The sequence below is a fragment of the Streptomyces sp. NPDC057900 genome, assembly GCF_042887885.1.
Taxonomy (GTDB): Bacteria; Actinomycetota; Actinomycetes; order Streptomycetales; family Streptomycetaceae; genus Streptomyces.
In genome coordinates this window covers 1,417,221-1,440,933 of the sequence record NZ_JBHVOI010000002.1, presented here as the reverse complement: position 1 = coordinate 1,440,933, position 23,713 = coordinate 1,417,221, and the positions used below count along the sequence as shown (strand labels likewise).

Here is a 23,713-nt window from a genome sequence, read left to right as displayed (position 1 = left end):
GGCGCTCAGCCCAGGATTCCCCGGTCGTACGCGACGGCGACGGCCGCGGCACGGTCCTTGGCGCCCAGCTTGGCGAAGACATGGGTGAGATGGGTCTTCACCGTGGCCTCGCTGATGAACAGCACGGCGGCGATCTCCCGGTTCGATGTGCCCCTGGCGACGAGTTCGAGCACTTCGCGTTCCCGCGCGGAGAGCGTCTCGCCGCCGGACGCGGCGGGCGCGCGCACCCGTGAGATGAGCCGGGAGGCGATGGCGGGCGACAGGACGGTGCGGCCGTCCGCGGCGGCGCGCACCGCGGTGAACAGCTCCTCGCGCGGGGCGTCCTTGAGCAGGTACCCCGTCGCACCGGCCTCGATCGCGGGCAGGGTGTCGGAGTCGGTGTCGTACGTGGTGAGGACCAGGACCCTGGAGCGGGCGCCGCGCCGGGTCAGTTCGGTGATCGCGGCGACTCCGCCGCCGCCGGGCATCCGGAGGTCCATCAGGACGACGTCGGGGTCGAGCCGGACGGCCATCTCGACGCCCTCGACGCCGTCGGCCGCCTCGCCGAGCACCTCGAACTCCGGCGCGGACGCGAACATGCCGCGCAGCCCGTCCCGTACGACGGGGTGGTCGTCGACGACGATCAGCGTGATGACGCGCGCGGGTTCCTGGGCCATAGCGGCCCACCGTACTGCGCCCGCGGCGGCGGGCGACAGCCGCTCAGTCGTCGCGGACCAGCGGGACCCGGGCGCAGACCGCGGTGCCGAGACCGGGGCCCGTCTCCACCTCGACCGTGCCCGCGATGCGTTCGGCGCGGGCCCGCATGCCGCCGAGGCCGAATCCGCCGGCGCCCCGGTACGGCTCCAGCGCGTCCGGGTCGAAGCCCCGGCCGTCGTCCCGCACGTCGAGGGTGATCTCGTCGCCCATGTAGGACAGGGTGACGCCGGTCCTGGAGGCGGCGGCGTGGCGGCCGGCGTTGGCGAGTGCCTCTTCCGCGATCCGGAGCAGGGTGGCGCCGACCTCGTCGTGCAGCGGCTCCGCCGTGCCGGTGACGGTGAACTCGGCCCGGACACCGGTCCGCTCCGACCAGGAGGTGACCGTCTTCTTCAGGGCGCCGGGCAGATCGTCGTGCTCCAGCGCGGCGGGAAGCAGATTGTGCACGGAGCGGCGCGCCTCGCCGAGGCTGTGCCGGGCCAGCGCGGTGGCCCGCAGGAGGTGTTCCCCGGCCAGCTCCGGATCGGTGACCGCCGCAGAGGTCACGGCCTGGAGCTGGGCGATGATCCCGGTCAGCCCCTGGGCGATGGTGTCGTGGATCTCGGCGGCCATCCGGCTCCGCTCGTCGGCCACCCCCGCCTCCCGCGCCTGGACGAGCAGTTGGGCGTGCAGTCCGGCGTTCTCCGCCATGGCCTGTTCGAGCCGGGCGTTGGCGGACTCCAGCGCGGCGATGGTCTCGTCCTGGGTACGGGACTGCTCCGCCTCCCGGCTGCCGATCTGGGCGAACACCATGGTGAGGGTCCCGTGCAGGGCGAAGAGGATGACGAAGGCGACCCAGTTCATGAGGCTGACGGGCGGCAGGCCGCCGCCGGACTGCGAGCCCGCCATGATGGCGGCGGTGGCCAGCAGCCCGGCCCTGATGCCCCGGCGCGGAAGCACCCGGGCGGCGTCGAAGTAGCCGAGCGTCGTGAAGATGGCGAAGAACGGGTTGCACCAGGTCAGCCCGAACGCCAGGAGGGTGCGGACGACGAAGTAGGCCCGCGCCGCCCGCGACCCCGCAGCCGCCCGCGACCGTCCCCACCAGAGCTGGAGCACGAGCGCGGACGGCACGAGGACCGCGACGGCGTACACGTCCTGCCGGGACATGATGAGGTCGCTGGTGACGGCCGAGACCGCGGTGGCCAGCGTGAGCAGTCCGTACGGCCCGTACCGGAAGAACCGCTCCCACCACTGCTCGGCCGTCGGCGCCCCGGACACGGCTTCGCTCCCACCCGCGTGCATGGCTGAAGTGTCCCCGATCCCTACTCCCAGCGGAACGTGCGGATCGCGACCGCCGCCACCGCCGCGGCCCACAGCACCATCACCCCGAGGTACCCCCAGCTCGGCCACGCTCCGGAGGCCGCCCGGTCCAGCGCCTGGGAGGCCGCGCCGAACGGGGTGACCTGGACGATGTGCCGGAGGGTGCCGGGCATGGCCTGCACCGGCACCCAGACGCCCGCGGTGAACATCATCGGGAAGAAGACGACCGAGCCGATGGCGGCCGAGATCTTGGTGGTGCGGGAGATCGCGCAGACCAGCGAGCCCAGGGCCAGCACACAGGCGACGGCCAGCAGCAGCGCCAGCAGATAGCCGAACGGCTGTCCGGGCAACCGCACCCCGAACGCGATCCGGCCGACCGCCATCACCAGCACGGCGGAACCGAGCCCCGCGACACCGTGCAGGACGATCTGCGCGCCGAGCAGGGCGGCGGGCCGCACCGGGGTGGTGGACATCCGGCGCAGGATGCCGCGCTCGCGGTAGCCGGTCAGTACCGGCGGCATCGCCTGGAGCCCGGCCATGATCATGGCGAGCAGCACCGCGACGGGGACGTAGAGGTCGATCACGCGCCGGCCGCCGAGCCCGTCGTCGTGCTGCCGGAAGGACGGGATCAGTCCCAGGACCGTCATCAGGACGGTCGGGAAGACCAGGATCCAGAAGAGGCTGCCGGGTTCGCGCAGGAAGAGCCGGGTCTCGGACCTGAGGACCGCGAGCGGGGCGCCGGCCGGGGTGGCGCGGGGGGTGCGTGCGGGGGCGGTGTGCGAAGTAGCCATCTCAGACTCCCCGTTCCGTGAGGTCGTGGACGTCGGCCGGGCCGGACTGCTCGGTGAGGTCGAGGAACGCGTCGTCCAGAGTGGCTTCGGAGACGCGCAGTTGGTGCGCGGTGATACGGAGCCGGGCCAGCAGCGAGATCACCGCGTTGACGGTCTCGTCGGTGCCGTTGATGACGATCCGGCCGCCCCGGCTCTCGTACGAGGCCGCGCCGGGCAGCCGGGTCAGCTCGTCGTCGTCGAGCGGCTGCGAGGGCGTGAAGGAGATGACCGTGGAGCTGCCGGCCTTGGCGATCAGCCCGGAGGGGGTGTCGAGGGCGGCGAGCCGGCCCTTGTCGATCACGGCGATCCGGTCGCAGAGCCGCTGGGCCTCCTCCATGAAGTGGGTGACGAGCAGCACTGTGACGCCGCTGTCGCGCACCTCCTCGATCAACTTCCAGGTGTCGCGCCGGGCACGCGGGTCGAGGCCGGTGGTCAACTCGTCGAGAACCACGACCCGGGGGTTGCCGACGAGTGCGAGCGCGATGGACAGCCGCTGCTTCTGGCCGCCGGAGAGCTTGCCGAACCGGGTGGTGAGCTTGGTGTGCAGGCCGAGGCGTTCGGCCAGTGACCGCCAGTCGGCGGGGTCCGGGTAGAACGCGCTGTAGAGGTCGAGCGCCTCGCCCACCGTGATCTTGGGCTGGAGTTCGCTCTCCTGGAGCTGGGCGCCGAGCAGCAGCGTCACCCGGTCGTGGTCGGCGACGGGGTCGAGCCCGGCGACCCGGACCGTACCGGAGTCGGGGACCCGCAGCCCCTCGACGCATTCGACGGTGGTGGTCTTGCCGGCGCCGTTGGGGCCGAGGATCCCGAAGATCTCCCCCTCCGCGACGGTGAAACTCACCCCGTCCACCGCGGGGCGTCCGGCGTAGGCCTTGCGCACCCCGTCCACTTCGATGATTGCCATGCCACGAGCATCCCGGCCCGGGGCCGCGCGCTCCATCCGCCATCGCGCTCGAACCGGCATCAGCCGATCGGCTGATGCCGGACTACGACCGCCCTACGGCCCGTCAGGCGTCGGCGGTGGTGGCGGCCCCGGCGGTCCCGGTCCCGTCGCTCTCCGAGAGCCGTGCCTCCAGGCGTGCCACGGCCAGCCGTTCGGCCTCCTTGCGTACCGAGGTGAGCCGTGCGTCGGCCAGCAGCATCGGCACCATCCACAGCAGCCCCCAGGGACCGAACCCGTGGACCACTCCGGTGGTCCGGAGCAGCAGACTCGTCAGCGCCGAGAGCGCGAACGACACCGCCCACGCCTCCGCGCGGTGCCGGGCGGCCCAGCGCAGCGGGGCGTTGCCCGGCCCGGCGAGCGCTTCGAGGGTGTCGGCGAGAACGGCGGCCCGCCGGTCGTCGGGCCGGGCCGCGGCGGCCGCCATTGCCTCGGCCCGTGCCTCCTCCGGTCGCCGGCCTCTGAGGGCTTGGGCGATCTCGTCGCTCCGGGTCTCAAGCGCCTGCCGCCTCACCGCGCCCTCGGCCGCCGACATCCGCAGGTCCTCCCAGTAGCCGCGGGCGGCCCAGCGGTGGGCGGCCCGCAGCCGGTCGTTCTCCGGGGAGTCGGGGGCGAGTTCTTCGAGGCGCCGGGTCAGCTCCACGGCACGGGCGGCCCGGCCCGGGTACTCGAACGAGTCGCTGCGCAGGCAGAGCTCGGCGTACCCGGCCAGCAGGCCGGGGTGGTCCGCGTCCAGGGCCAGGCCCTTCCTGAAGGCCCGTTCGGCCTCGGTGTCGTGGTCGTCGTCGTCCTCCGAGGCGTGGGCCACGGCCAGCCAGCAGTACAGGTCGGCGTGCGGACCCGTCTCGTCGAGCCCCTGGGTGGCGGCGCGCCGGACCCCGGCGAGGCCTCCCGCCAGAAAGAGCTGCTCACAGCGTTCGCTGTAGACGTCGGCCGTCGTCATGTGTTCTGCCCCCGATGGTCCCGGACCCGGCCGCGCGGATTCCGCGACCGGCCGCCCCTCCCCCGGGGCTGACCAAATATCGACGGCCGCGGTCACGGCGTCAAGCGGGCTCCTGACCGGAAAACCAGATGAGCGTTGTCAGTGGTGAACCGTAGGCTCGCGCCTGATGCCCGAAGAACATGTAGAGCCCAAAGACCGGTCCACCGCCCGCTCCCTGATGCGGCTGTGGCCGTACGTGAAGCCGGTGCGGGCCCGGCTCGCATCCGCCGTCCTGATCGCGGTCGTCGCCTCGTGCCTCGGGCTGGTGATCCCGCTCGTGCTGAAGTGGATGGTCGACGGCCCGGTCGCCGCCAGGGATCCGGGCGGCGTCTGGCTCGGGGCGCTGTACCTGCTGCTGCTCGGGATCGCGGAGGCGCTCCTGTTCGGCCTCCGGCGCTGGGTGGTGGCGCGTCCGCTGGCCGGGGTCGAGGCGTCCATGCGGGCCGCCCTGTACCGGCATCTGCAACGGCTGCCGGTGGCCTTCCACGACCGGTGGCCGTCGGGCCAGCTGCTGTCGCGCGGGACCACGGACCTGATGCTGGTGCGGATGTTCCTGGCCTTCCCGCTGACCTTTCTGGTGGTCAACTCCACCACCATCGTGGTCGGTTTCGTGATTCTGCTCGGCCAGCAGTGGACGCTCGGCCTGGTGCTGCTGATCCCCGTCCTGCCGCTGATGATCGTCTGCTCGGTCTTCGAGGCGAAGTACTCGCTGGCGGCACGGAAGGCCCAGGACCAGGTCGGAGACCTGACGACGGTGGTCGAGGAGAGCGTGCTCGGCATCCGGATCGTGAAGGGCTTCGGCCGGCACCGCAGCCAGGCGCTGGCGTTCCGCGCCCTCGCGCAGCGCCTGCGGGCCACCGAACTGGACAAGGCGCGGCTGCTCGCGGGCATCTGGGCCCTCATCACGACGATCCCCGAACTCGCCATCGGGGCCGCGCTGGTGCTCGGCACGATCCAGGTGGCGGACGGCGGTCTGTCGGCGGGCACGCTGGTCGCCTTCCTCTCCACGGCGCTCGCGCTGCGCTGGCCGGTCGAGGCGACCGGCTTCCTGCTGGCGATGTGCCAGGAGTCGGCGTCGGCTACCGACCGGTTCTTCGAGGTGATGGACGTGGCCGAGGAGAAGGAGACCGCGACGCAGGGTCCGGCGGGCCCGTCCGGGGCGGGCTCCGGGGCCGGTGGCATGGTCTTCGAGGGGGTCCGGTTCCGTTACCCGGACGCGGCGCCGGACTCCGCCCCTGTGCTGGACCGGATCGATCTGCGGATCCGGCCCGGCGAGACGATGGCCCTGGTCGGGGCCACCGGCAGCGGCAAGACCACGCTGACCGCGCTGGTGCCCCGGCTGCACGACGCCAGCGCGGGGCGGATCACCCTGGACGGCGAGGACATCACCGCGATGCCGCGCGAGCGGCTGCGGAAGCTGGTCTCCGTGGCGTTCGAGGAGCCGACGCTCTTCTCCGCGACTGTCGCGGAGAACGTCCTGATGGGTGCGGAGGGCGCCGGCGAGGACGAGCTGCGGCGGGCCCTTTCGGTCGCGCAGGCCGACTTCGTCCACGAGCTGCCGCACGGGACCGGCACCCAGGTCGGTGAACAGGGGCTGAGCCTGTCCGGCGGCCAGCGCCAGCGCCTCGCGCTGGCCCGCGCCGTCGTCGGCCGGCCGCGCTTCCTGGTGCTCGACGACCCGCTCTCCGCGCTGGACGTGCACACGGAGACGCTGGTCGAGGCGGCGCTGCGCAGTGTGCTGAAGGAGACCACGGCGGTGGTGGTCGCCCACCGGCCGTCCACCGTGATGCTCGCGGACCGGGTGGCGCTCCTGTCGGAGGGCCGGATCAGCGCGGTCGGCACCCATCAGGAACTGCTGCGCGGCAACGCCGAGTACGCCTGGCTGATGTCCGGCGCGGACCTCCCGGACGGCGCGGACGCGTTCCCTCCGGCCCCGGGCCCCACCAACGACACCCTGGGCGTGTACGCCCCTGCCGAGGAGGGCAGCAGCCGATGACCAGCACCACGACGGGGCGCCCCACGGAGGACGGCGACGACGAGAAGGCCGCCCAGGCCCCGGCCCCCAGGGACTCCTTCGACCGCGACGACCTGCCCACGCCCCGTGGCGCGACGCGCGAGCTGCTCCTGTCGCTGCTCCGCCCGCACCGCGCGCGGGTCGTGGTGGCCGCGCTGTTCCTGCTGGTCCAGCAGGTCGCGGTGCAGGCGGGACCGCTGCTCGTCGCGTATGCCATCGACAGCGGGGTGCCCGCGTTCCGGGACGAGGACTACGGGCCGCTGATCGCCGTGGGCCTCGGTTACGCCCTCTGCGCGGCCGGTGCGGGAGCCATGCAGTACGCGTTCATCAGGGCCTCCGCCGGGGTCAACCAGGACGCCCTGCTCGATCTGCGCGGCCGGATCTTCCGCCATGCGCAGGCGCTGAGCGTGGACTTCCACGAGCGGTACACCTCCGGCCGGCTGATCTCCCGTTCCACCACCGATGTGGAGTCGCTGCGGGAGCTGCTCAGCGAGGGGCTCCAGGAGCTGATCGGGGTCGTCCTCTCGTTCGTCTCCATCTCCCTGATGCTGCTCTGGCTGGATCTCGCGACGGGCGCCGTCGCGGTGCTCTCCTTCGCCCCGCTGTATCTGCTGGTACGGCAGTACCAGCGCCGGGCGGGAGTCATCTTCGCCGGCCGGTCGACGGCGATCGCCGCGGTCATCGTGAAGTTCGCGGAGACGATGAACGGCATCCGGCCCGTCCAGGCGTTCCGCCGGGAGCCGGTCAACGACGCGGTGTTCGAGAAGCTGAACCACGAGCACCGGCGCACCAACGGCGACGCGATGATCGAGAACGCGCGTTACGTCGTCGGGTCCCGGCTGATCGCCAACACCGCGGTGGCCGCGATCGTGCTGTGGGGTGCCTACCGGGTCGCCTCCGGCACCCTGGCCCTCGGGGTGCTGGCCGCGGTGGTGCTGTATCTGCGGCGGCTGTACGACCCGATCGACCGGCTCAGCATGTTCCTGAACTCCTACCAGTCGGCGGCGGCCTCACTGACGAAGATCGCGGGCCTGCTGGCCCAGACCCCGACGGTCCCGGAGGCCCTGGAGCCCCGGGAGCTGCCGCCGCTCAAGGGCGAACTGCCGGGCCGCGAGGTGGTCTTCGACGCGGTGAGCTTCGCCTACCGCACGGGCGGTGAGGTGCTGCCCCGCTTCGATCTGACCGTTCCGGCCGGCCAGACGATCGCCGTGGTCGGTTCGACGGGCGCCGGCAAGTCGACGCTCGCCAAGCTGCTGGCCCGCTTCTACGACCCGACCGAGGGCCGGGTCCTGCTGGACGGCACCGACCTGCGGGACCTCGCCGTTCCCGAACTGCGGCGCGGGGTGGTGATGGTGACGCAGGAGGCGTTCCTGTTCTCCGGGACCGTCGCCGAGAACATCGCGATCGGCAGCCCGGACGCGACCCGCGAGGAGATCGAGCGGGCCGCGAAGGCGATCGGCGCCCACGACTTCATCAGCGGCCTGCCCGACGGCTACGACACCGACGTACGCAAGAGGGGCGGCCGGATCTCGGCCGGCCAGCGCCAACTGGTCGCCTTCGCCCGCGCCCTGCTGGCGAACCCGGCGGTGCTGATCCTCGACGAGGCGACCAGCTCCCTCGACATCCCGGGCGAACGTGCGGTGCAGCGGGCGATGGACACCGTGCTGCACGGCCGCACCGCGGTGGTCATCGCCCACCGGCTGTCGACCGTGGAGATCGCGGACCGGGTCCTGGTGATGGAGTACGGCCGCATCGTGGAGGACGGCGCCCCCGCCGACCTCATCGGCGGTACGGGGCGGTTCGCGGGGCTGCACCGGGTGTGGCGGGAGAGTCTGGTCTGACCTGGGTGCCCGGCGCGCCGCGCTCCTCCCCCGCCCGTCGCAGCAGCACCACAGAGACCAGCGCGGCCAGTACCATCGCCGCGGCCGCGCCCGCCGCCGCCGTGTTCAGGCCGTGGGTGAAGGCCTTGGACGCGGCGGAGAGCAGGGCGTCCTGGCCGCGCGACGGGAGATCCCGGGCGACGGCCACCGCGCCGCCCAGGGTTTCCCGGGCAGCGTCGGGGGCGTCCGGGGCGGCGTCGGCCATGTCGCGTCCGTAGACGACCGCGCCGAGCGAGCCGAGCAGGGCCATGCCCAGGGCGCCGCCGAGTTCCTGGCCGGATTCGAGTACGGCGGCCGCGGAGCCCGCGCGCTCGGGCGGGGCGGCGCCCAGGGCGAGTTCGTTGGCGAGGGTCATCGCCGCGACCAGGCCGCCCGCGTAGACGGCGGAGCCCGCCAGCGTCGCCCAGAGCGGGGAGCCGGTCCCGATTCCGGTGAGCCAGAGGAAGCCCGCCGCCGAGACGAGGAAGCCGCCGGCCATGACGTAACCGCGGTCCAGGCGCTTGGCGAGCGCGCCCGCGGCGGGTGCGGCGACGATGACGCCGACCGACGGCACCAGGCTCCACATCGCGGCCTCGAACGGGCTCTTGCCGAGTACCGACTGCACGTACTGCGAGAAGAAGGCGGCGAAGCCGATCGTGGCGCCCATCGCCAGCAGGTTGACCAGGACCGAACCCCCGTAGGCGCGGCGGCGCAGGAGGGCCAGGTCGACCATGGGGTGGGCGAGCCGGCTCTGCCGGTGGACGAAGACCAGTCCGAGGACGAGCCCGACGGCGATGCCGAGGGCGGGCAGCGGCCGGTAGCCGTGCTTGGCGAGCTCCTTGATGCCGTGGATCACCGGCAGCAGCGCGGCGAGGGAGAGCGCCGCGCTCAGGACGTCGAACCGCGTCTTCACCGGGTTCCGGGACTCCGGGAGCAGGATCGGCGCGAGCACCAGCAGGAGCGCCATCGCGGGCAGGTTGATCAGGAAGACCGCGCCCCACCGGAAGTGTGCGAGGAGGATTCCGCTGACGACCGGGCCGAGCGAGATCCCGGTGGCCATCACGGTCGTCCAGAGCGCGACGGCCCGGGACCGCTGGCCGCGGTCGTGGAACAGGTTGCGGACGAGCCCGAGCGTGGACGGCATCAGGCAGGCACCGCCCACCCCGAGCAGGGCGCGGGCCGCGATCAGGGCTTCCGGGGAGCGCGCGAGGGCGGCGGCGAGGGAGGCGGCGGCGAACACGACCGTGCCGGCCGTCAGCACCTTCCGGCGGCCGATCCGGTCACCGAGCGCGCCCATCGTGATGAGCAGCCCGGCCAGCACGAAGCCGTACATGTCCAGGATCCAGAGCTGCTGGGTGGAGCCCGGTTCCAGATCGGCGCCGATGGCGGGCAGCGCGTAGAAGAGGATGGACACGTCCATCGAGACGAAGAGCAGCGGCAGCATCAGTACGCCGAGCGCGGTCCATTCACGGCGGCCCGCGAGGGCGGCCGGCGGTGAGGAAGTCATGCCGCGAGCACAGCAGCGGGTCCGCGTACACCACAAACAGCGCCGTAGTGCATGTCCGCCGTCCCGGAGGGCACTTGAGCGGTTCGGGCAGCTCCGGGCGGTGTACGTCGTACTGGGTGCACTAGTACAGTCCGCTCCGTGCCGACCGAACCGCCCTACCTCAGGATCGCCGCCGAGCTGCGCCGGCGGATCGACTCGCGTGAACTCGCCCCGGGTGAGCGGGTGCCGTCCACCCGGGCCGTCGTCCGGGAGTGGGGTGTCGCCATGGCTACGGCCACGAAGGCGCTGTCCGTGCTGCGCGCGGAGGGCCTGGTGCGGGCCGTGCCGGGGGTCGGCACCGTGGTTTCCGAGCGCGGGCCCGAGCTCGGCGCCGCCGGGGCGGGACCGGCGCTGAGCCGGGAGCGGATCGTGCGCACCGCCGTCGGGCTGGCCGACGCCGAGGGGCTGCCGTCGGTGTCGATGCGCCGGGTCGCGACCGTACTGGGCACGTCCACGATGGCGCTGTACCGCCATGTCCCGGGCAAGGCAGAGCTGGTGCGGCTGATGTCGGAGGCGGCCTTCGGTGAGCATCCGCTCGGTCCCGTACCGCAGCACTGGCGGACCGGGCTGGAACTCGCCGCCCGCTGGCTGCGCGCGGTGTACGGGCGGCATCCGTGGATGGTCCAGGCGATGGCGTCCTTCACCCGGCCCACCGCCTCCCCGCACGCGATGGGTTACACGGAGTGGGTGCTGCGGGTCCTCAGGGGTACCGGGCTCGCCCCGCACGCCATGCTCCACACCCATCTGACCCTGTTCGCCTATGTGCAGGGGGTGGCGCTGGCGGCCGACCTGGAGGCGCAGGCGTTCCAGGACACCGGGCTTTCGGACGAGGAATGGATGACGCGGAACGAGCCACAGTTCGAAGCCGTCTCGACAGGTGGTCACTTCCCGGTTCTTCACAGTCTTTTCGAACACGAGGACTTCGAGCTGGACCTCGGCGTCCTCTTCGAATTCGGGCTCCAGAGGACTCTGGACGGCATCGCGGTGATGATCGGCGAAACGTCCGCTTAACGAACATGACCATTACGGCAACGGACGAATTCCGGCCATCTTGTTGACGCGGTCCTGACAGCAACACCTTTCTCCTGCCACTGTTCACCCCGTTCTGCGCACTGCCTGCTCTGCCCGGACGGCTCACCCAGCCGCCGGTACCCCCCTTGCAGAAGGAGTCCGCGTGAGATCCACGCCCAGCCGTCGTGCCACCGCGACCGGCGCTCTGATAGCCGCAGCAGCTCTCCTGGCCGCCGGAGTCCAGACCGGCACAGCCACCGCTACACCGGCCGGCGACAACAGCGCCGCCGCCATCACCGCCGCGGCCTCCGCGGGCGCCGACCACGGTGCGCTGCCCAAGCAGCTCTCTCCGTCCCAGCGCGCGGAGCTGATCCGCGAAGCGAACGCGAGCAAGGCGGCCACCGCCAAGGACCTCGGTCTCGGCTCGCAGGAGAAGCTCGTCGTCCGGGACGTCATCCAGGACAACGACGGCACCACGCACACCCGTTACGAGCGCACCTTCAGCGGCCTCCCGGTCCTCGGCGGCGACCTGATCGTCCAGGAGTCGAAGGCCGGCGCGACCGAGAGCGTCACCAAGGCGTCCAAGGCGACCACCGCCCAGCTGAAGGCCGTGGACACGACCGCGAAGGTCGCCCCGGCGGCCGCCGAGAAGCAGGCGCTCGGCGCGGCGAAGGCCGACGGCTCGGCGAAGACCGCTGCCGAGAAGGCGCCCCGCAAGGTCGTCTGGATGGCGAGCGGCACACCGCAGCTCGCCTACGAGACCGTGGTCGGCGGCCTCCAGGACGACGGCACGCCCAACGCGCTGCACGTCGTCACGGACGCGAGCAGCGGCGCGAAGATCTACGAGTGGCAGGCCATCGAGAAGGGCACCGGCAACACCGAGTACAGCGGGCAGGTCACCCTCGGTACCGCCCCCTCGTACACGCTGACCGACACCGGTCGCGGCGGCCACAAGACGTACAACCTGAACCACGGCACCTCCGGCAAGGGCACCCTCTTCTCCGGCTCGGACGACATCTGGGGTGACGGCACCCCCCAGAACGCCGAGACCGCCGCCGCCGACGCGCACTACGGCGCGGCCGAGACGTGGGACTACTACAAGAACGTCCACGGCCGCACGGGCATCCGGGGCGACGGCGTCGGCGCGTACTCCCGCGTCCACTACGGCAACAACTACGTCAACGCCTTCTGGGACGACAGCTGCTTCTGCATGACGTACGGCGACGGCAGCGGCAACGTGAACCCGCTGACCGCGCTCGACGTCGCCGCGCACGAGATGACGCACGGCGTCACCTCGAACACCGCCGGTCTGGTCTACAGCGGTGAGTCCGGTGGCCTCAACGAGGCGACCAGCGACATCTTCGCCACCGCCGTGGAGTTCTACTCCAACACCAGCGCCGACCCGGGCGACTACCTCATCGGCGAGAAGATCGACATCAACGGCGACGGCACCCCGCTGCGCTACCAGGACAAGCCGAGCAGGGACGGCGCGTCCAAGGACGCCTGGTACTCGGGCATCGGCAACGTCGACGTGCACTACTCGTCGGGCCCGGCCAACCACTTCTTCTACCTGCTCTCGGAGGGCAGCGGCGCCAAGACCATCAACGGCGTCTCGTACAACTCCCCGACCTCCGACGGCCTGCCGGTGACCGGAATCGGCCGCGACAAGGCCGCGCTGATCTGGTTCAAGGCCCTCACCACCAAGTTCAGCTCCAACACGAACTACGCGGGCGCCCGCACGGGCACGCTCGCCGCGGCCGGTGAGCTGTACGGCACGACCAGCGCCGAGTACAAGGCCGTGGCCGACGCCTGGGCCGGCATCAACGTCGGCTCGCGTCCCGGCGGCGGCACCGACCCCGGCGGCACGGTCTTCGAGAACACCACCGCCACGGCCATCCCGGACCACGGCTCGGCGGTCACCAGCTCGGTCAACGTCACCGGCCGTACCGGCAACGCCCCGAGCACCCTCAAGGTCGGCGTGGACATCACCCACACCTACCGAGGTGACCTGGTCATCGACCTGGTCGCCCCGGACGGCACCGCCTACCGGCTGAAGAACTCCTCCTCCAGCGACTCGGCGGCCAACGTCAAGACCACGTACACGGTCAACGCCTCCTCGGAGACGGCGAACGGTACCTGGAAGCTGAAGGTCCAGGACGTCTACTCGGGCGACACCGGGAAGATCAACAGCTTCAAGCTCACCTTCTGAACCGAGTCCCACCACATGCCCCGCAGCTGACGCGGCATCCCGCCCGGGAGGAGAAGAACTCCTCCCGGGCGGTCGCGCGCGCTCAGCTCGGGTTGTTCGCGTGGGTCAGCGTCTCCCAGGCGACGAACAGGTTGTCGGTCCCGGCGGGCCTGCGCTGCTCCGTCAGGGTCTGGGTGTTGGTCATCGCGATGCCCATCCGGTTGTGCAGCGCGTTGAACCCGACCTCGGTGACCGGGCCGAGGTTGTCCTTGAGCGATCCGCCGCAGAGCGAGGACGGAACGGCCGCCCCCAGCTGGTACTTGGCATGCAGCCCCAGCGCGTGGCGCAGCCGGTCCGCGATCTCCGGGTAGAGGTCCTGCCCCTGGATCCGACTGGTCTCCGCGATGTGCGAGATGGCTGAGAGCCCGTAGCCGGTGTGGGTGAGGTCGCGGCAGGTCTCCTGGGAGAGTCCGTCCATGAACGTGGACTGGCCCTGCCAGTAGTTGATGATCTTGTCGCGGGTGTCGAGCCCGCTGCCGGGCGCGGTCTTGGGCAGCGCCCCGTCCGAGGTCAGATAGATGTACGCGGGGACCCGGCCGCGGAACTTGCCGACCGCCTTGTCGTACGAGGTGCGGTCCTCCAGGAAGACCGAGATGCCGATCGCGGCCTCGGTCATGCTCAGCTCCCAGTTCCCGTTGCTGTTGGAGCCGTTGATGACCTTGGGCAGGTAGACGTCGCGCAGCATGGTGGCGAACCGCCCCGCGTTGGGCCAGCCGCTGTAGGTGTACTTGATGATCTCGGCGGCCCTCGGCCAGGAGGAGCCGGCCCAGCCGGTCTGGAGCGGGGCGTTGCTGTTGGTGTGGTCCTTGATCACGGCCGACCAGGCGTCCATCAGCTCGATGGCCTTGGCGGCGTAGCGGCTGTCCTGGGTGATGTACCAGGCGAGCGAGAGCGTGTAGGCGGCTATCGCGTCCTCGCGCTCGTCGGTGCAGCCGTAGTTGGGGTTGGAGTACGAGCCGCACTCCACGACGGCCCGGGGTTTGGCGGTCCGGCCGAGCGAGGCGTACTTGCTCGCCATCATCTGGTCGTACGCGCCCTTCCAGGGCTGCGCGCCCGCCTGCACCTTGGCGCGGACGAAGTCCAGCTGGGGACGGCTGACGAGGACGCCGGGGTGGGTGAAGGCGGCGGGGGCGGCGGCCGCCGGGGCCCGGTCCGGGGCGGCCCGGCCGGCCGAGGCCGGGGTCATGGAGAGGCCGGTGATCAGTGCCGCGAGGGCGGTGGCGAGGCCGAGGCCGCGCGCGATGGTTCCGGTGCGCATGTGGGGGTGCCTTCCGGTGCGGGGGAGGTCCGGCAACTCGGCCCGAAACCACGGACGTTCACACACATGAACTCTGGGTCGAGTTGTGAACCCTGTGATGAGTGAGGAACTTAAAGGCATCGCATGAACACGTCAAGCACTTGTGTTCAGAAGACGAAGGGCCCGGCACCGTGGAGCGGCACCGGGCCCTTCGCATGGGACGGAGAACGCGACGTCAGCGCATCAGCAGCCCCGCGCCTTCGCCCGTGGCCCCGTTCGGCTGCGCGACCAGGCCGAGTTCGGCGCCGCCGGCCAGCAGCCGGTGGGCGGGAAGCACCCGCACCGTGTACCCGTAGGGTCCGGTGCGGTCGAGCGCGAGCGGGCCGTCGTACAGCCAGCGGCCCTCCAGGTCCTGGCCGCCGGCCGGCTTCAGCGGGAAGATCTGGGCATCGGTGATGGCATCGGCGGCGTCCACCCGGCCGGCCACCGCCTGCACCTCCACATCGTCCGGCTCCAGCGCCCCGAGGGTGATCCGGACCCGCAGCGCCAGCGTCGAACCCAGCTCCGCGGAGCCGCCCGCCCCGGTGGGCGTCACCGCCTCGACGTGGTCGACCGCCACCCGGGGCCAGGCCGCCCGGACCCTCGCCTTCCAGTCGGCCAGCTCCCGTGCCGCGGTGGCGTCCAGCGAGCGCTGGGCGAGGGCCGCGGGGGCGTACAGCCGCTCCACGTACTCCCGGACCATGCGCCCCGCGAGGACCTTGGGGCCGAGGGTGCCCAGGGTGCGGCGGACCATCTCGATCCAGCGGTCCGGGAGCCCCTCGCCCCCGTGATCGTAGAAGCGCGGGGCGACCCGGTCCTCGATCAGCTCGTAGAGCGCGTTGGCCTCCAGATCGTCACGCCGGTCCTCGTCCATGGCGGAGCCGTCGGCCGTCGGGATCGCCCAGCCGAAGTCCGGCTCGAACCACTCGTCCCACCACCCGTCCAGGACCGAGAGGTTGAGGCAGCCGTTGAGCGCCGCCTTCATCCCACTCGTACCGCACGCCTCCAGCGGGCGCAGCGGGTTGTTCAGCCAGACATCGCAGCCCGGATAGAGCTTCTGGGCCATCGCCATCCCGTAGTCGGGCAGGAAGACGATGCGGTGGCGCACCCGGGGGTCGTCGGCGAACCTGACCAGCTCCTGGACCAGCCGCTTCCCGCCGTCGTCGGCCGGATGCGCCTTGCCCGCCACGACGATCTGGATCGGCCGCTCCGGGTGCAGGAGCAGCGCCCGCAGCCGGTCGCGGTCGCGCAGCATCAGCGTCAGCCGCTTGTACGAGGGCACCCGGCGGGCGAACCCGATCGTCAGCACGCCGGGGTCGAGCACGCCGTCGATCCAGCCCAGTTCGGCCGGTTCCGCGCCCCGGGTGCGCCAGGAGGCGTGCAGCCGTTCCCGCACCTCGGTGACCAGTTGTTCGCGCAGCGTCCGCCGCACGTCCCAGAGCTGCCGGTCGGGGATGCCGGCGGCGGAGTCCCACCGGCCCGGGGTGCCGCCGGACTCGGTGCGCAGCCGGTAGATCTCGGGGGCGACCCAGGTGGGTGCGTGGACCCCGTTGGTCACGGAGGTGATCGGCACCTCCGGGGGGTCGAATCCCGGCCAGAGTCCGGCGAACATCTCCCGGCTGACCGCGCCGTGCAGGGTGGAGACCCCGTTGGCGCGCTGGGCGAGCCGCAGGCCCATCACAGCCATGTTGAAGACGCCGGGGTCGCCGCCCTCGTACGTCTCCGTGCCCAGGTGCAGGATGCGGTCGGCCGCAACGCCGGGCAGCTCTCCGTCGTCACCGAAGTGACGGGCGACCAGCTCGCGGTCGAACCGGTCGATCCCGGCCGGTACCGGGGTGTGGGTGGTGAAGACGGTGCCCGCCCGTACGGACTCGACCGCGGAGGCGAAGTCCAGGCCGTCGCCGGACAGCTCCCGGATGCGCTCCAGGCCGAGGAACCCGGCGTGGCCCTCGTTGGTGTGGAACACCTCGGGCGCGGGGTGGCCGGTGAGCCGGCAGTAGCTGCGGACGGCGCGCACGCCGCCGATGCCCAGCAGTATTTCCTGGAGCAGCCGGTGCTCGCTGCCGCCGCCGTACAGCCGGTCGGTGACCTCGCGTTCGCCGGGGGCGTTGCCCTCGACGTCGGAGTCGAGCATGAGGAGCGGCACCCGGCCGACCTGGGCCTGCCAGATGTGGGCGCGCAGCGAGCGGCCGCCGGGGAGGGCCAGGACGACCTCGCTCGGTGTTCCGTCGGCTTCGCGGAGCAGGGTGAGCGGCAGCTCGTTGGGGTCGAGGACGGGGTAGTGCTCCTGCTGCCAGCCGTCCCTGGAGAGGCTCTGGCGGAAGTAGCCGTGGCGGTAGAGCAGGCCGACGCCGACCAGGGGTACGCCCAGGTCGCTGGCGGCCTTGAGGTGGTCCCCGGCGAGGATGCCGAGACCGCCGGAGTACTGGGGCAGGGCCGCGGTGACCCCGAACTCGGGTGAGAAGTAGGCGATGGCGGCGGGCAGTGAGACGCCCTGCGCCAGCTGTTCCTGGTACCACCTGGGGCCCTGGAGGTAGTCCCGGAGACCGGCGGACACCTCGGTGAGCCGCCGCAGGAACTCCTCGTCCCCGGCCAGCTCGGCGAGCCGGCCGGCGGACACGGCGCCGAGCAGCCGCACGGGGTCGCCGTCCGCCGTCCGGCCGGCCACCGGGTCGACGGCCTGGAAGAGCTCACGGGTCTCGGTGTGCCAGGACCAGCGCAGGTTGCGGGCGAGGTCGCTGAGCGGTTGAAGGGGGTCGGGAAGGACGGGACGCACGGTGAATCGACGAATGGCCTGCACGTGTTCCACCTTTACAGGGGACGTCCGGATCCGAGGGGACGCACCACGGTGTGCGCCGCTCCGTCACCCTCGACGTTAGCCGGGTGCGGCACTCGGCAACCACGGCGCACGGCCGTCCGGCGGCGTGCGACCCCGGACGGGCCGACCGCCCCCTCCGCTCCACGCCCCCGTGCAACGCCAGGCACGGTAGGTAGATCCGGACCCATCCGTCACAGGCGTTATGGCCGATTCCCTCCCCTCTTACGGTCTTGTGAGCCTTCGCCCCACAGGGAAGGCTTCCCAGTGGCGCCCGCCGTCCCCGCGTGCGCCGGCTTTCCGCAACCCCGCGCACGCGCGGCGGAGCCCGGCGCATTCAGACCGTCACAGATACGCCCGAGTAGTTAACAAACCACCGGATTGGCCCACCGGTATCCGTGGGAAGGCTTCTCCGGTACCCGGAGCGAATGCGTTCGGACGACAGCTCAAGGCGATCCGGCTCTGGCCACGGAGCCGGTTCATCCGCCGTTCGGCGGCTTTCCGCCCACGGTTCGTATGCAATCCGTGCGGCCCGTGCGCATTCGATCCACACCCGTGCACCACACCCGCGACCCATCCATTCGAGTGCCATTCGAGTGAACGCGGACAGGAGCGGCCATGCCCACACCCCACCAGTCGTCAACGGAGCAGCTAGAAAGGACGGAACCCCACCATCGCGGCGCGCGCGTTCAGCCCTCCGCGGCCGCAACGCGCCCTGTTGAGTCAGAGCTCCAGTCCCCAGGTGATTTCATGATCGGTCGCATTCCCGTCCTCGACGTCCGCCCGCTCGTCGATTGCGGAAGAAGGCCCGCCAAGGCGGTTTCCGGTGAGACCTTCGAGGTCTCGGCGACCGTCTTCCGCGAGGGGCACGACGCGGTCTCGGCCAATGTCGTCCTGCTGGACCCGAACGGGCGTCCCGGCCCCTGGACGCCGATGCGCGAACTCGCCCCGGGCACCGACCGCTGGGGCGCGGACGTGACACCCGACGCCGAGGGCCGCTGGACGTACACCGTGGAGGCCTGGAGCGATCCGGTGGCCACCTGGCGGCACACCGCGCGGATCAAGATCCCGGCGGGGATCGACACGGCGCTCGTCCTGGCGGAGGGCGCCGAGCTGTACGAGCGGGCCGCGGAGGGCGTGCCCAAGCGGGACGGGCGGGAGGCGGTGCTGGCCGCGGTCGACGCCCTGCGCGACACGTCCCGCCCGGCCGCCGCCCGGCTGGCCGCCGCGCTCACCCCCGAAGCGGCGGCGGCGCTGGACCGCCATCCGCTGCGTGAGCTGGTCACCGCCTCGCACCCGCTGCCGCTCGTCGTCGAGCGCCGGCGTGCGCTGTACGGGTCCTGGTACGAGATGTTCCCCCGGTCAGAGGGCGCCAGGAGCGAACCGGTGAAGGCGCCGCGCAGGAGCCGGGCGGCGAAGGCGGCAGCGGCCCCGAAACCTCCCCGGATCATCAGCGGCACCTTCCGGACGGCCGCGGAGCGGCTGCCCGCGGTCGCCGCGATGGGCTTCGACGTGGTCTACCTGCCACCGATCCACCCCATCGGGACCACCCACCGCAAGGGCCCGAACAACTCCCTCTCGCCCGCGCCTCACGATGTCGGGGTGCCCTGGGCGATCGGCTCCGCCGAGGGCGGCCACGACGCCGTGCACCCCGATCTCGGTACGCTCGACGACTTCGGCCATTTCGTGGAGACGGCCCGTAACCTGCGCATGGAGATCGCGCTGGATTTCGCCCTCCAGTGCTCCCCCGACCACCCGTGGGTCACCGAACACCCCGAGTGGTTCCAGCACCGCGCGGACGGCTCCATCGCCTACGCGGAGAATCCGCCGAAGAAATACCAGGACATCTATCCGATCGCTTTCGACAAGGATCTCGGCGGAATTGTCACGGAGACCGTGCGTATCCTGCGCTTCTGGATGGATCACGGAGTGCGGATCTTCCGCGTGGACAATCCGCACACCAAGCCGGTGATCTTCTGGGAGAAGGTGATCGCCGACATCAACGGGACCGATCCCGATGTGATCTTCCTGGCCGAGGCATTCACCCGTCCCGCGATGATGCGCGCGCTCGCCACCATCGGATTCCAGCAGTCGTACACCTACTTCACCTGGCGGAACAGCCGGCAGGAAATCACCGAGTACGTGACGGAGCTCTCCGGCGAGTCGGCCTCCTGCATGAGGCCCAATTTCTTCGTGAACACCCCCGACATCCTCCCCGGATATCTCCAGGACGGCGGCAGACCCGCCTTCGAGGCACGGGCGGTGCTCGCGGCGACACTCTCCCCGGCCTGGGGGGTGTACGCGGGGTACGAGCTCTGTGAGAACGCCCCGATCCGCAGCGGCAGTGAGGAGTACCTCAACTCGGAGAAGTACGAGATCCGGCCCAGGGACTGGGAAGCCGCCGAGCGCGAGGGCAGGTCGCTGGCCCCGCTCATCACCACGCTCAACCGGATCAGGCGCCGCCACCCGGCGCTTCAGCAGCTGCGTGACGTGCACTTCCACTCGTCCGACAACGACGCCCTGATCGTGTACAGCAAGCGCTCCGGTTCGAACATCGTTCTGATGGTCGTCAACCTCGACCCGCACCACACCCAGGAGGCGACCGTCTCGTTGGACATGCCGCAACTCGGCCTCGACCGGCACGAGAGCGTGCCGGTGCGCGACGAGCTCACCGGCACTTCCTATCACTGGGGCAGGACCTTCTATGTGCGTCTGGAGCCGGGCGTCACGCCCGCGCACATCGCCGTCCTGCGACCGTCCCCGCCGACCGGAGGGTCACCCACACCATGATCGTCAATGAGCCCGTCCACGACACGTTCGAGGACACCCCGGCCAAGGACCGCGATCCCGACTGGTTCAAGCGCGCCGTCTTCTACGAGGTACTCGTCCGTTCCTTCCAGGACTCCAACGGCGACGGCATCGGAGATCTGAAGGGCATCACGTCCAAACTGGACTACCTCCAGTGGCTGGGCGTCGACTGCCTCTGGCTGCCACCGTTCTTCAAGTCGCCGCTGCGCGACGGTGGTTACGACGTCTCCGACTACACCGCCGTACTCCCGGAGTTCGGTGATCTCGCCGACTTCGTCGAGTTCGTCGACGCCGCGCACCAGCGCGGGATGCGCGTGATCATCGACTTCGTCATGAACCACACCAGCGACCAGCACGACTGGTTCCAGCAGTCCCGTACCGACCCCGACGGGCCGTACGGCGACTACTACGTCTGGGCCGACGACGACAAGCAGTTCCAGGACGCCCGGATCATCTTCGTCGACACCGAGACGTCCAACTGGACCTTCGACCCGGTGCGCAAGCAGTACTACTGGCACCGGTTCTTCTCGCACCAGCCCGACCTCAACTACGAGAACCCGGCCGTCCAGGAAGAGATCCTCGCGGCCCTGCGCTTCTGGCTGGACCTGGGCATCGACGGCTTCCGGGTCGACGCCGTGCCGTACCTCTACCAGCGCGAGGGCACCAACTGCGAGAACCTCCCGGAGACCCACGGCTTCCTCAAGCGGGTCCGCAAGGAGATCGACGCCAACTACCCGGACACCGTGCTGCTCGCGGAGGCCAACCAGTGGCCGGAGGACGTCGTCGACTACTTCGGCGACTACCAGGCGGGCGGCGACGAGTGCCACATGGCGTTCCACTTCCCGGTGATGCCGCGCATCTTCATGGCGGTACGGCGCGAGAGCCGCTACCCGGTCTCCGAAATCCTGGCCAAGACACCGGCGATCCCGAAGAACTGCCAGTGGGGCATCTTCCTGCGCAACCACGACGAGCTGACGCTCGAAATGGTCACGGACGAAGAGCGCGACTACATGTACGCGGAGTACGCCAAGGATCCCCGGATGCGGGCCAACATCGGCATCAGGCGGCGCCTGGCACCCCTGCTGGACAACGACCGCAACCAGATCGAGCTGTTCACCGCCCTGCTGATGTCGCTGCCCGGCTCCCCGATCCTCTACTACGGGGACGAGATCGGGATGGGCGACAACATCTGGCTGGGCGACCGGGACGCCGTACGCACCCCGATGCAGTGGACGCCCGACCGGAACGCCGGCTTCTCCTCCAGCGACCCGGGCCGGCTCTTCCTGCCCACGATCATGGACCCGGTCTACGGCTACCAGGTCACCAACGTCGAGGCGGCGATGGCCTCGCCGTCCTCGCTGCTGCACTGGACGCGGCGGATGATCGAGATCCGCAAGCAGAACCCGGCGTTCGGCCTCGGCTCGTACACCGAACTGCCCTCGTCCAACCCCGCGGTGCTCGCCTTCACCCGTGAGCACGGGGACGACCTCGTGCTGTGCGTGCACAACTTCTCGCGGTTCGCGCAGCCGACGGAGCTGGATCTGCGGTCCTTCAACGGGCGTCATCCGGTGGAGCTGATCGGCGGGGTGCGCTTCCCCGCCGTCGGCCAGTGGCCCTACCTGCTGACTCTCGCCGGACACGGCTTCTACTGGTTCCGTCTCCGCAAGGACGCGCCGCCCAGCTGACCGGCAGGCGGCACACAGGCTCTGGTGCGGGGCGGTTTCCGCCGCTCCGCACGGGGCACTCTCCACCCATATCGAACGCTTCAGGACCCTTCCTGGATCCTCCTGGCGTTTCGTTCCCTCCGAGTCGAGTCCGTACGGACCATCCTGACCCGACACGTCCCGCACAGCCGGACAGCCAAAGCCGCAATCCGGGACACTCTTCGCATCCTGTGGTGTGCCCGGGGAAAGGACGCGATGCCATGTCGGAGGCTGCATCCGCTCAGGTCACCCTGGCGAACAGCACAGCCCTGCTCCCGTCTCTCGGACCGCTGCTCCACGAATGGCTGCCCCGGCAGCGCTGGTTCGCGGGCAAGGGACGGCCGATCACGGCCTTCTCGCTCGTCTCCGCGACCGAGATACTGCCGGTCGAGAAGCCCGGCGACACCGCCGCCGCTACCGGCCCCGGACTCCTGCACCTGCTGGTCCGGGTCCATCAGCCCACCATGCCCGCCCAGCCGCCCATCGACAGCTACCAGTTGCTGCTCGGCGTACGGCCCACCCTGCCGACCCGGCTGGCGCCCGCCCTCATCGGCCATCTGACGGAGGGTCCGCTGGCCGGGCTGACCGTCTACGACGGGCTGCACGACCCGCGCCTCGCCGCCCTGCTGCTGGAGCGGCTGCGCACCCCCGGCACGCTCGGCGCGCTCCGGTTCGGCCGGGGCACGGAGCCGGTCCCGGCCGGTCTCGCGCCCCGGGTGCTGGACACCGAGCAGTCCAACTCCTCGCTCGTCTACGGCAACGCCTACATCCTCAAGCTCTTCCGCCGGGTCTTCCCCGGCACCAACCCCGATCTGGAGCTTCCCCTCGCGCTCTCCGGCGAGGGGTGCGGGCGCGTCCCGGCCCCCGTCGCCTGGTTCGAGTCGGCCGTCCCCGAGCCCCTCACGCTCGGAGTGCTCCAGCCGTTCCTGAGCGGCGCGCAGGACGGCTGGCAGCTCGCCCTGGGCGCACTCGCGTCGGGCGACGACTTCGGCCCGGAGGCCCACGCGCTGGGGCGGGCCACCGCGGAGGTGCACACCGCGCTCGCCTCGGCGCTGCCCACTCCGGCGCTGCGCCGGGGCGAGAGCGAGGAGCAGGCCGCCGGTATGGTGCGGCGGCTGGAGGCGGCCGCGCACGCGGTGCCGGAGCTGGTGCCGTACGTGCCGGGGCTGCGCGCCGCGTTCGACGCCGTGACGGCGCTGGGCCACCGGGGGCGGAGCTGGGCGGCCCAGCGGGTGCACGGCGATCTCCACCTCGGCCAGACCCTGCGCGGGGCCGACGGCTTCTGGTCGCTGATCGACTTCGAGGGCGAACCGGCCCGGCCGCTCACCGAGCGCCGCAGCCCGCAGCCACCGGTGCGCGACATCGCCGGGATGCTCCGCTCCTTCGACTACGCGGCCCGCTCGCACCGGCCGTGGAACGCCGACTGGGCGGCGCGCTGCCGCTCCGCGTACTGCGACGGCTACGCGGCCGCCTCCGGCGTCGATCCACGCGCCGAACCCGAACTGCTGCGGGCCCACGAGACCGACAAGGCGGTCTACGAGGTGCTGTACGAAGCCCGGCACCGGCCCGACTGGTTGCCGGTCCCGATGGCCGCGATCCACCGCCTCGCCGCCGCCACCGGCTGACCCCCGCCGCCGCGCCGACCGGCCGCACCCGGTCCGCCGGCCCCACCTCTCCCGCCCCACCCCGCCC

General features: G+C 71.3%; 15 protein-coding genes. 7 read left to right on the top strand and 8 right to left on the bottom strand.

Annotated features, from left to right (window positions below):
* Positions 1–5: 5 nt before the first annotated feature.
* From ACFVQ0_RS13775 to ACFVQ0_RS13755, 5 genes are all read right to left on the bottom strand, one after another.
* Positions 6–656, bottom strand: a complete 651-nt coding sequence (locus ACFVQ0_RS13775) for a response regulator (protein ID WP_390087516.1) — start codon at positions 654–656, stop codon at positions 6–8.
* 43 nt (positions 657–699) lie between these two features.
* Positions 700–1,974, bottom strand: a complete 1,275-nt coding sequence (locus ACFVQ0_RS13770; RefSeq protein WP_390087514.1) for a sensor histidine kinase — start codon at positions 1,972–1,974, stop codon at positions 700–702.
* Positions 1,975–1,994: 20 nt separating this feature from the next.
* Positions 1,995–2,783 (bottom strand): ABC transporter permease, encoded by a 789-nt coding sequence (locus ACFVQ0_RS13765; RefSeq protein WP_390087512.1) that lies wholly within the window; start codon positions 2,781–2,783, stop codon positions 1,995–1,997.
* A gap of 1 nt (position 2,784) precedes the next feature.
* Positions 2,785–3,723 carry an ABC transporter ATP-binding protein gene (locus ACFVQ0_RS13760; RefSeq protein ID WP_390087510.1) on the bottom strand — a complete coding sequence of 313 codons (939 nt, stop codon included), beginning with the start codon at positions 3,721–3,723 and terminating at the stop codon, positions 2,785–2,787.
* Between the two features lie 103 nt (positions 3,724–3,826).
* Positions 3,827–4,702: a hypothetical protein gene (locus ACFVQ0_RS13755; RefSeq protein ID WP_390087508.1), complete on the bottom strand. Its 876-nt coding sequence runs from the start codon at positions 4,700–4,702 to the stop codon at positions 3,827–3,829.
* Positions 4,703–4,868: 166 nt separating this feature from the next.
* On the opposite strand from ACFVQ0_RS13755, the gene ACFVQ0_RS13750 reads away from it, so the two are divergent.
* Positions 4,869–6,737: an ABC transporter ATP-binding protein gene (locus tag ACFVQ0_RS13750; protein ID WP_390087506.1), complete on the top strand. Its 1,869-nt coding sequence runs from the start codon at positions 4,869–4,871 to the stop codon at positions 6,735–6,737.
* A complete protein-coding gene (locus tag ACFVQ0_RS13745; RefSeq protein WP_390087504.1) occupies positions 6,734–8,596 on the top strand; it encodes an ABC transporter ATP-binding protein in 1,863 nt (620 codons plus the stop codon). The genes ACFVQ0_RS13750 and ACFVQ0_RS13745 overlap by 4 nt, the downstream gene beginning before the upstream one ends.
* Here ACFVQ0_RS13745 and ACFVQ0_RS13740 read toward each other — a convergent pair.
* A complete protein-coding gene (locus ACFVQ0_RS13740; protein WP_390087502.1) occupies positions 8,535–10,121 on the bottom strand; it encodes an MFS transporter in 1,587 nt (528 codons plus the stop codon). The genes ACFVQ0_RS13745 and ACFVQ0_RS13740 overlap by 62 nt on opposite strands.
* A 138-nt stretch (positions 10,122–10,259) precedes the next feature.
* Between ACFVQ0_RS13740 and ACFVQ0_RS13735 the strand changes: the two genes are divergently transcribed.
* Entirely contained in the window at positions 10,260–11,171 is a 912-nt protein-coding gene (locus ACFVQ0_RS13735) for a TetR/AcrR family transcriptional regulator C-terminal domain-containing protein (RefSeq protein ID WP_390087500.1), read from the top strand.
* Positions 11,172–11,334: 163 nt separating this feature from the next.
* Positions 11,335–13,380, top strand: coding sequence for a M4 family metallopeptidase (locus tag ACFVQ0_RS13730; RefSeq protein WP_390087498.1), 2,046 nt, complete (start codon positions 11,335–11,337; stop codon positions 13,378–13,380).
* Positions 13,381–13,462: 82 nt separating this feature from the next.
* On the opposite strand, the gene ACFVQ0_RS13725 is transcribed toward ACFVQ0_RS13730, so the two are convergent.
* Together ACFVQ0_RS13725 and glgP are read right to left on the bottom strand one after the other, a co-directional pair.
* Positions 13,463–14,677, bottom strand: a complete 1,215-nt coding sequence (locus ACFVQ0_RS13725) for an alginate lyase family protein (protein ID WP_390087496.1) — start codon at positions 14,675–14,677, stop codon at positions 13,463–13,465.
* A gap of 214 nt (positions 14,678–14,891) precedes the next feature.
* Positions 14,892–17,495: an alpha-glucan family phosphorylase gene (glgP, locus tag ACFVQ0_RS13720; RefSeq protein WP_390087494.1), complete on the bottom strand. Its 2,604-nt coding sequence runs from the start codon at positions 17,493–17,495 to the stop codon at positions 14,892–14,894.
* Positions 17,496–18,260: 765 nt separating this feature from the next.
* On the opposite strand from glgP, the gene ACFVQ0_RS13715 reads away from it, so the two are divergent.
* From ACFVQ0_RS13715 to ACFVQ0_RS13705, 3 genes are all read left to right on the top strand, one after another.
* Positions 18,261–20,300: an alpha-1,4-glucan--maltose-1-phosphate maltosyltransferase gene (locus ACFVQ0_RS13715; protein WP_390087492.1), complete on the top strand. Its 2,040-nt coding sequence runs from the start codon at positions 18,261–18,263 to the stop codon at positions 20,298–20,300.
* Entirely contained in the window at positions 20,297–22,003 is a 1,707-nt protein-coding gene (treS, locus tag ACFVQ0_RS13710) for a maltose alpha-D-glucosyltransferase (protein ID WP_390087490.1), read from the top strand. The genes ACFVQ0_RS13715 and treS overlap by 4 nt, the downstream gene beginning before the upstream one ends.
* A gap of 239 nt (positions 22,004–22,242) precedes the next feature.
* Positions 22,243–23,646, top strand: coding sequence for a maltokinase (locus tag ACFVQ0_RS13705; protein WP_390087488.1), 1,404 nt, complete (start codon positions 22,243–22,245; stop codon positions 23,644–23,646).
* Positions 23,647–23,713 lie beyond the last annotated feature (67 nt).